Source organism: Bacteroides sp. HMSC067B03 (assembly GCF_001811315.1).
In the GTDB taxonomy this organism is placed as follows: Bacteria; Bacteroidota; Bacteroidia; order Bacteroidales; family Bacteroidaceae; genus Bacteroides; species Bacteroides faecis.
In genome coordinates this window covers 1-10031 of the sequence record NZ_KV804282.1, presented here as the reverse complement: position 1 = coordinate 10031, position 10031 = coordinate 1, and the positions used below count along the sequence as shown (strand labels likewise).

Here is a 10031-nt window from a genome sequence, read left to right as displayed (position 1 = left end):
AGTAGATGATTATCAACTGCTGATTCGCATCATTTATTAATAATATGAACAAGTTACTATTTGCATGAACAAAAGTTTGTCTATATAAAGGTAAGAGATTTAAGCGCATTTAAATATTCAAACATAAAATTATGTTATATTATTAGTCATTTATTATAATTTCATAAAATTTCTATTTATATTTCATTAATTTGCAGTGTTAAATTTTGCAATATAAACTATACCATAATGGACAAGAGCGAAAGATATGATTCAGATTGGAGAATGATTGAAAACTTATTTCGATCATATTATAGCATGCTACGCTCTTATGCATTTCGATTGGTTAACGATTTCTGTTTAGCAGAAGATATTGTACAGGATGTGTTCATGTCATTGTGGAATAACCGTAATAATATAGACTTTGACAGTGAACTAAAACCCTATCTTTTCAGAGCCATATATAATAAATCCTTAGATTATCTGAAAAGTAAAAAATGTACAGAAGAAGAATCCTTAGACACTATAATAGCCCGGCTTGAGCTTTCGCACCATTCAAATGAAAATCATGAAGAAACTCTATTCGCAAAAGAAATTCAACAGGAAATAGTCAATTATTTAAAAGGGCAGCCTGAAAATGTGAGAAAAGTTTTTGTATTGAGCCGTTATCATGGGCTAAAGATTAAAGAGATAGCCAGGCAATTAGAACTTTCTCAAAAAACGGTGGAAAAGTACCTTTCCAGGGTACTCAAAGGTTTGAAGGAATGTTTAATATATAAAGAGTTATTGTCTTTTTTACTTATTTTTTCTTTCTTCATGGATTTTTTCTCAAAATAAATCCGTTTTTGAGGAGGGTATTTCCGGTTTTATTCGTGTAACTAATATAGAGCAATTGTACATATGATAAACAACAAATTAAATATTGATGAAATAATTATACGTTACTTAGACGGAACTGCTACGGATTCCGATAAAGAACAGTTGCTTACATGGCTAAAGGAGTCAGATAAAAATCTGCATAGTTACTCTGAGTTTCGTGATGTATGGTTCGCAAGCCAATCAAATTCATCCGTTCATTCTGATATGGAAAAGGCACTCAAGCGCTTGGAGAAACGGATAAAAGGAAAAGAATCAGAAAAAAAAATAAATATAGTCTCTCCCTATAATTTTTATAAGACAGCAAGAGTAGCGGCGTTCTTTACGTTACTATTTATAATAGGAATAACGTTCTACCATATCGGTAGGAATGTGACAAAAAAAGATATTCTCATTTTGAATCACTTGATAACCGATTCAGGGAGTAAGAGACGTTTTGTTTTACCGGATAGCACTATTGTCTGGCTGAATTCAAATTCAAAACTCGAATATCCGACTACTTTTTCTGAATCTTCACGTGAAATCAGTTTAGAAGGAGAAGCATATTTTGAAGTAAGTCATGATGTGAACAAGCCCTTCCACGTACATGCCGGAGATATGGATATTGAAGTATTGGGTACTCATTTTTCTGTAGAGAATTATCCCGACAAGAAAGGCGTGGAAGCTGTGTTGGCAGAAGGTCGAATCAAGGTTACAGGTTCAGAAATACCCGTTCCATTAGTGTTGGAGCCCGGAGAATTGATTAGATATGACAAAAGCAACAAGCAGACTGTTGTAAAAAAAGTAGATGCAGAGAATTATATCAGTTGGATACAGAATGAATTGACTTTCGATAATGCAAAATTGGCAGATATCGTTATGAATCTAAAAAAATGGTATTCGATTGATATAGAATGTGATTCCTCTATCGGACAAAACTTATCCATGTCATTCACTCTTCATAAGGGCGAAGATTTGGATGAAATATTGAAAGCGATGACATTAATTATCCCTGTACGATATTATTGGAAAGATAATGTTTTAAACATTGTCTCAGTAAAATAAAGTAAGTATTAACCCTTTAAATCAGAAAAACTATGTAGAAACAAAAGAAAAAAATAGGTAAATGTTTGCCCATCTACCTATTTCCGATTTCATTAATCACGCTTCTAGCCGGAAGCGAAATAATTAACATTAAATCTATTACAAAGGTATGAATAAATTTGAATGGAGGAATATTTCATCCTCTTTCTTAACAGGAAGAAATATTCATTTGCTAAAACTAGTATTTCCTGTAATACTTTTGCTTGTCAGTGGGAGCCTTTTAGCCCAAACGACCCGGATTAGTTTAAAAGCTAATCAGAAAACTCTGAAAGAAGTATTGAAAACTATTGAACAAAAGAGCGAATATACTTTTTTTTATAAAGACGCGGATTGTGACGTAAACAAAAAAATCTCGATTAACGTAGAAAACGAGCCTATCAGTGCCATTCTCAAGAAAATTTTGCCGGGTAGCAAGTGGGTGGTAGAAAATAAGAAAATAATTCTTATGCCCGCTCAGGAGAATAAGCAGAAAGTTCAAGAGAATGGAAAGCTTCAAACGATAAAAGGTACAATCACGGACAATAATGGAGAAGCGCTGATAGGAGTAAACGTGACAGTCCAAGGAACTACAATAGGTATGATTTCAGATATAGACGGAAATTTCAGCTTGGACGTTCCGGTAGGGAAATCCCTTCTATTTTCTTATGTGGGTTATATGCCTCAGACTGTAAAAATAGGCAATAACAAAATAATCAATGTCACCATGCAGGAAGACAGCAAGACATTGGAAGAGATTGTCATCGTAGGATATGGTACGCAGAAGAAGGTCAATCTTACAGGCGCCATTTCAAGCATCGATTCGAAAGTTCTGGAAAGTCGCCCCCTTACCAATTTGGGGCAAGGATTGCAAGGTTTGATCCCGAACCTTCAGATAACGAATAATGGTGGTGGCCGGCCGGGTAGCACCTCCTCCTACAACGTCCGCGGTTATACCTCCTTGAGCGGCGGTGGTCCGTTGGTCTTGGTTGACGGGGTTCAAATGGACCCTAACCAGATTAATCCAAGTGACGTGGAGTCGGTAACAGTCTTGAAGGATGCCTCCTCGGCTGCTATTTATGGGGGACGTGCAGCCTATGGCGTCGTTTTAATCACTACGAAAAAGGGGAAAAAGAATGCCCCGATGCGATTCAATTACTCCTACGACTACTCCATCACGAGACCGACCCGCCTTCCCGATCTTGTCAACTCTCTGCAATTCGTGGATATGTATCGCGCGGCCGCCGAAAGCGGAAGGCTATCGGGAGGACCTGCCGGAAGCGAAACCTATACGGATCTGGACATCGAGAAGATCAAAAATTACATGGCGAACCCGACTCTGGAGAATGCAGTTTATGTCGACCCGAACAATCCGAACCAATATAGATATTGCGGGAACACGAACTGGACAAAGGAGATGTATCCCGGCACCGCCCCACAACAACAACACAATCTATCCATAAACGGAGGCACCGAGAAGACGACTTATATGACCTCGTTCTCAGCTTTCAAGCAAAACGGATTGATGCCCGACTATATCAAGCAAGAGTTCAAACGTTACAACGCCACCTTGAACTTGGATACAGAAGTCACCAGTTGGCTGGAAATCAACATGAAAATGTCACTGAACCGGAAGGAAGACGATCAGCCTATTAAACTGTGGGGCACCAATACAATCGACACCTTCTCTGACGACTTGAAACCGATGCAACCGGTTTATTTCCCAGACGGACATTTCTCCGGACAGGGCGGAAATAGCAACCCTTTGGCGATTGCTACCCTTGGCGGACGAAGCACCTACAATTCAGATGACATCTGGATGACAGGAGGATTCACCCTCCGTCCGTTCAAAGGTCTCAGTATTGTCGGCGATTACACCTGGAACTCCTACCGCTACAATAGCAAATTCAATCAGAAAGAATTCGATCAGTACGGAGCACCTGCCGCGGGAGCAGACATTACCGATCCGGAGCAGGCGAATGCCACAGGCAAGTATCCGTACACCTCACCGGCGTCAGTATCCGAAAGTAGTAGCCACGATGTCTACCAAGCCACAAACATCTATGCGCAATACGAAAACACTTTGGCCCAAAAACATTATGTGAAGGGGATGGTTGGTTTTAACCAGGAAAGCAAACGGAACGAGTCGTTCAGCGCAGGTGTTAAAAATCTGGTAAACCAAGACTATCCCTACATCCGGCTGAACAACGACGATAAGCCAAGCGTTTCGAGCAGCATAGGGGATTGGGCATTGATTGGAGTCTTTTTCCGGTTAAATTATGTATACGACCAGAAATACCTGATTGAATTCAACGGACGTTACGATGGGTCCTCACGTTTCGCCCGGGACAACCGATATGTATTCAGCCCATCCGTTTCGGTAGGATACCGTATTTCGGAGGAGAAGTTCTTCCAACCTTTGCGTTCAGTGATCGATAATCTCAAAATCCGTCTCTCCTACGGTCAGCTTCCGAATCAGCAGTTAAATAGCAATTATGGTAACTATCCCTACTTAGCGACGATGGGGTACGGAAAAACCGGCTATCTTTTTGGAAACGAGTCTCAACTCTTTGTGAACGCCCCGGGGTTGGTCAGCCCGAACTTTACATGGGAGAAAGTGCAAACAAAGAATATCGGGTTCGACTTTACCTTATTGCGCAACCGCCTGTCCGGTAGTTTCGATTATTACATCCGAGATACCAAAGATATGATTGTAGGCGGATTCAAGCTACCGGCAATCTTAGGAACAGGTTCGCCCAATAGAAACGCTGCGGATCTGCGGACGAAAGGATTCGAGTTTGAAGTGAGTTGGAACGACCGTATCGGAAAAGACTTCACCTACCGTGTAGGATTCAACTTGTCAGACAGTCAGGCGAAAATCACGAAGTATGACCTGAATCCAGACGGTAATATCGGCGACCATTATGTAGGCGAAAAGATTGGTGAAATCTGGGGATTTGTAACCGACGGATTCTACTCTACAGACGAGGAAGCCGCAGGCGTGGACAACAGTGATATCTGGGGTGGCAAATGGCTGGCCGGTGATGTCCGATATAAGAATCTGAACGGTGACAAGACAGCAGATGGAAAGGATATCATCAGCAAAGGGCATAGCAAGTTGCAGGACCCGGGCGACCGAAAAATCATCGGTAACAATACCGCACGCTATAACTATGGTATCAGCTTGAGTGCCGAATACAAGAACTTCGACTTCTCTTGTTTGATGCAGGGGGTAGGTAAAAGAGATCTCATGTTAGGCGGAGCTTATTTCTGGGGATTTACCGATGAATGGAGAACACCGACCACAGAACAGTTGGATTACTGGACACCCGACAACCCGAATGCCTATTATCCGAGACAACGTTTCGGAGGAGGAGGAAACTTCCAAAGCCAGACCAAGTATTTGCAGAACGGCGCTTATATGCGTATGAAGCAATTAACCTTAGGTTACAGCATCCCGAAAGCATTGCTGAGCAAAGTGAGAATCAACAGCCTGCGGTTCTACTTCACAGGACAAAACCTGTTCGAGTTCACGAAGATGATCAAGTCATACGATCCCGAACAACCAGACAGGAAGGGAGACTATCCGTTAGACAGGGCGTTCTCCTTCGGCGTACAAGTTAGTTTATAACCTAAAAAAATGAGAAAAATGAAATACCTTATACAATCGATTTTGGTGGCGGTAACGTTGTTGACGGTTAGTTGCAACGATTATCTGGATCGTTTCCCTAAGGATTCGTTCAGCGAGCCGACCTTCTTTAAAACGGAGAACGACCTGATCTATTATGCCAATCAGTTCTATGGCAGTTTACCCGTACAGCGAATGGATAATGACAACAATTCCGATAATATGGTCCCTCAGAATATCAACACATTCCTTGCCGGAACGTATACTGTTCCCGGGAGCGGAGGGGGTTGGGCTTCAGGCGACTGGGCTAACATCCGTAGTTGTAATTACTTTTTAGAACACTATTCAAGAGCGGAGACCTCGTTCAAAGAACGGTATGCCGGAGAAGTTCGTTTCTTCCGGGCTTTGTTCTATTGGTATAAAGTCGTTAATTTCGGTGATGTGCCGTTACTTCTCAAAGCGTTGGATGACAACTCGGAAGAGTTGTACGGTCCGCGGGAAAAACGGGAGAAAGTAATGGATGAGGTGGTATTGGAAGACCTGAAATTCGCCGTCGCCAACCTTCCCGAGAAAAACCAGGCGGCAGCCGGACGTTTGCATAAGGATGCAGCCCGCGCGTTGATGTCACGCATTTGCTTATGGGAAGGAACTTACAGGAAATACCGCAACATAGAAGGCGCCGATACATATCTTGATGCCTGCGTGAAAGCATCTGAGGAATTAATGGACGCAGGATACGACATTTACTCCACCGGAAATACAGACGAGGATTACAGGAACCTGTTCATCCAGAAAGACCTGAGGTCGAACCCCGAAGCTATTTTCTACAGGGCATACATTACGGATAAGAATACCCATAATTATACCCGTCAAGCCAGCGAAAACAATACCGGCATGAGCAAAGACTTCGTGGACAGCTATCTGTTTTTGGACGACGGGAAACCTATCGGACTTACCAGCCATCCTTATGACGACTCGACTCCCGCAAAAGAGTGCGAAGGCAGAGACCCGCGTTATACGCAAACTATAGCGACTCCGGGATTTATCATGACGCTTCCGGATTTAGCAGTAAATCTGCCTGCCATTGGTACCTCCAGAACCTCCACAGGATACTGGAACATCAAGGGACGTTCCAGTGATCTTGCTCAATTCAACGCCGATAAGAGTGATTTGGATCTCTTCATCTTCCGCTATGCCGAGGTGTTGTTGAACTACGCCGAAGCGAAATATGAACTGACAGGAAGCCTGACAATAGCAGAATTGGATAAATCCATCAACCTGATCCGGGACCGTGTCGGGATGCCACATCTCACAACGAATCCAGATGCAGACCCCAATGCTGTGAATTACGGCTACACTGTGGCTCCGCTGCTGTATGAGATTCGCCGCGAGCGTCGGATTGAGCTAGTCGGTGAAGGATTCCGCTTCAATGACATCATCCGTTGGAAAGCGGGCAAACTGATTGAAGGCGTGAAGACAATACGCGGTATGAAACTGACTGATGAGTTGCGTTCCCAATATGCTGACCCTTCTTCCTTGAATAACATCGCTGTGGACGATGACTATTATATCATTGTTTATCCAAGCATCGCCACTACCAGGAAATGGAATGATAAATCGTATTTGTACCCGCTTCCGACCGACGAGAAAGACCGGTGTCATTACGAGCAAAATCCGGGTTGGAATTAGTTTTTAATTCAAGTTTCGCAACCCCCCTATTCCATATCAGGGATTCGTGGTAGGTATATTCAAGGGATATGCCTGTGGGAATAAGGTAAACTCTTTTTTTTCACCTACCACCTCCCCTACAGTTTCTCCTCCTTCCAGAAGGAGGAGAAACTATGCGGAATACTTGCGAAACTTGATTTTTTCTGATAAAAAAAGACAAGGGTATCATTTAAAAGTGATACTTTTGTTCTATATCCTCAACCAATTATTTCGACTTATGAAGACTAAATTACTGGCATTCCTACCTTTTATGGCGACTTTCGCGATGGGGCAACAAACTTATTTTGTCTCTCACGGCGGAAATGACTCGGCCGACGGTTCATTGAACAGCCCTTTGTTACATATCCATGAAGCTCTCGAAAGAGGAAAGGCTTCCGCTGAGCGTGAAATCCATATCTATATTCGGGAAGGAAAGTATTATCTGGACACTCCCCTGGTTGTTGATGCCGGCGAGTGGAAGAATAAGAGACTTACGCTGTCAGCTTATAATAACGAACCGGTTGTTTTAAGCGGAGCCAGGAAACTTTCCCTCAAATGGGTGAAGCAGAAAAACGGAATATGGAAAAGCAAGACAGAAGCCGATAAGGGTGACCAGTTGTTTGTGGGCGGAGAAAAAAGGATTCTTGCCCGTTACCCCAACTTTGAAGAAGGCACTATCTTCAATGGAACGGCTGCCGATGCGCTTGCACCGGCCCGTGTAAAGAGATGGAAATCTCCCGGAGGCGGTTTTATCCATGCGCTGCATGCCAGGGACTGGGGGGATATGCATTATGTAATTACAGGAAAAGACGACAAAAGTATTCTTTTTGAGGGCGGATATCAGAATAACCGTCCGTCCAATATGCATGACAAATACCGGTTTGTGGAAAATATATACGAGGAGCTTGATGCACCAGGCGAGTGGTTTCTGGATGGAAAAGCCGGATATTTGTACTACTATCCATATCCAGATGAAAATATAGATAATGAGATATTTGAAATAGCTGAGATCCCAAGTCTGATTGAGATTAAAGGGATTGAAAATGACCGGGCCAGTGACGTGACGGTAAGAGGAATTTGCTTTAGCCAAACCTCCCGTACTTTCATGGCGGACTATGAGCCGTTGTTGCGCAGTGACTGGGCTATTTATCGGGGAGCAGCCGTTTTTATAGAAAATGCGGAGCGTTGCCGCATCGAGGATTGCGAATTTACCGGTTTGGGCGGTAACGCCATTTTTCTTAGCCGCCACATCGACGGTTGTGTTGTCAAGGGAAACTATATCCATCAGATTGGTGCGAGCGCAATATGTATCGTAGGAGATACTTCCGCCGTACGTTCGGGAGTGTTTAAATATGAGCACTCCGTTCCTTATGAGTTGATGGACAAAATACCCGGCCCGAAAAATGAACTTTATCCCCGCCGGTGTATTGTGGAAGACAATCTTATCCATGATATCGGACTAGTGGAGAAGCAGGTGGCGGGCATTCAGATTCAAGTGGCAAGAGAAATCAACGTACGCCATAATACCATATACCGGGTTCCGAGGGCTGCTATCAATATCGGAGACGGCTCGTTCGGAGGACATGTCATCGAATATAACGATGCGTTTGCCACTGTATTGGAAACGAGTGACCACGGGGCGTTCAATTCGTGGGGAAGAGACCGTTTCTGGCATCCTTCCTATGAAAAAATGAGTCTTATGGTTGCAGAGCATCCCGAACTGGTTTTACTGGATGCCCTTTTCACTACTTATATCCGTTACAACAGGTTCCGTTGCGACCACGGCTGGGATATAGATTTGGATGATGGCAGTTCGAACTATCATATATACGGGAATGTCTGTTTGCGTGGAGGAATCAAACTACGCGAAGGTTTCAACCGCATCGTGGAGAATAATATCCTGATAAACAATACCCTGCATCCCCATTTATGGTTTCAGAATTGTGGTGATATCATCCGGCGCAACGTGTTCACGCAAGCCTATCTTCCCATTGAGCTGAAAAGTTGGGGGAAGATGGTGGATTATAACTTTTTCTCTTCGAAGAATGCTTTGAAACAAGTGCAAAAGGATGATACCGACGCACATAGCACAAGCGGAATACTCCATTTTGTCGATTATCAACATTATAATTTGACTCTACCGGATACTTCCCAAGCTTTTGAGATTGGTTTTGAGAATATTCCCCAGAATGGTTTCGGAGTGTATTCCCCCCGTTTGAAACGGAAGGCTGAAAAGCCCGAACTTTCCGAACTGCTTGTTTCGGATTCCTCCAATACCAATCAGACCTATTTGTGGGAAAAAGCGGAAGTCCGATTGGTCAGTGGTTTAGGAGACCGTTCAGCTTATGGCCTGCCTGATGAAAAAGGATGTATTGTATTAAAAATGGATAATGCCGTCAATATGCAGGATGCGGGATTGAAAGAAAATGACGTGATCTATTCAATTTACGGAGAAGATATTGATTCTGTAGAAACATTGATGCGATTGACTAATAAATATAAATGGAAAAAGACATTGCTATTGGAATGTTTTAGAAACCAACAGAAGCTGAAGATCTCTTTAGTTTTGGATTAACCGTTTTTTTCTATCCGGCAAGTAATCTTTATGTAATCCCTGACGAAAAGCGGTATCAGGAATTACATAAAGATATCTATGGAGAAATGGGTGTGTGCATATTTTTTAGTTTTCCCCTTCCTATAACTCAACATTTTAAGTATATTTGTGCGTATTTATAGTAAACAATCATTAATGATGCGAATCAGCAGTTGATAATCATCTACT

At 42.7% G+C, this 10031-nt stretch carries 5 protein-coding genes; all 5 read left to right on the top strand.

Annotated elements, in window-relative coordinates:
* Window positions 1-228: 228 nt before the first annotated feature.
* A complete protein-coding gene (locus HMPREF2794_RS03185) occupies window positions 229-816 on the top strand; it encodes an RNA polymerase sigma-70 factor (protein ID WP_022301652.1) in 588 nt (195 codons plus the stop codon).
* Between the two features lie 63 nt (window positions 817-879).
* Entirely contained in the window at window positions 880-1899 is a 1020-nt protein-coding gene (locus tag HMPREF2794_RS03180; RefSeq protein ID WP_022301651.1) for a FecR family protein, read from the top strand.
* 316 nt (window positions 1900-2215) lie between these two features.
* Window positions 2216-5545: a TonB-dependent receptor gene (locus tag HMPREF2794_RS03175; protein ID WP_070750897.1), complete on the top strand. Its 3330-nt coding sequence runs from the start codon at window positions 2216-2218 to the stop codon at window positions 5543-5545.
* 18 nt (window positions 5546-5563) lie between these two features.
* Window positions 5564-7231, top strand: a complete 1668-nt coding sequence (locus HMPREF2794_RS03170; protein ID WP_010535753.1) for a RagB/SusD family nutrient uptake outer membrane protein — start codon at window positions 5564-5566, stop codon at window positions 7229-7231.
* A gap of 256 nt (window positions 7232-7487) precedes the next feature.
* Window positions 7488-9824, top strand: a complete 2337-nt coding sequence (locus HMPREF2794_RS03165; protein ID WP_240053070.1) for a right-handed parallel beta-helix repeat-containing protein — start codon at window positions 7488-7490, stop codon at window positions 9822-9824.
* Window positions 9825-10031 lie beyond the last annotated feature (207 nt).

Excerpts from the sequence above, each read along its gene's own strand:
- HMPREF2794_RS03180 (WP_022301651.1), top strand. The coding sequence starts at position 880 with ATGATAAACAACAAATTAAATATTGATGAAATAATTATACGTTACTTA.
- HMPREF2794_RS03165 (WP_240053070.1), top strand. The coding sequence starts at position 7,488 with ATGAAGACTAAATTACTGGCATTCCTACCTTTTATGGCGACTTTCGCG.
- HMPREF2794_RS03170 (WP_010535753.1), top strand. The coding sequence starts at position 5,564 with ATGAAATACCTTATACAATCGATTTTGGTGGCGGTAACGTTGTTGACG.
- HMPREF2794_RS03185 (WP_022301652.1), top strand. The coding sequence starts at position 229 with ATGGACAAGAGCGAAAGATATGATTCAGATTGGAGAATGATTGAAAAC.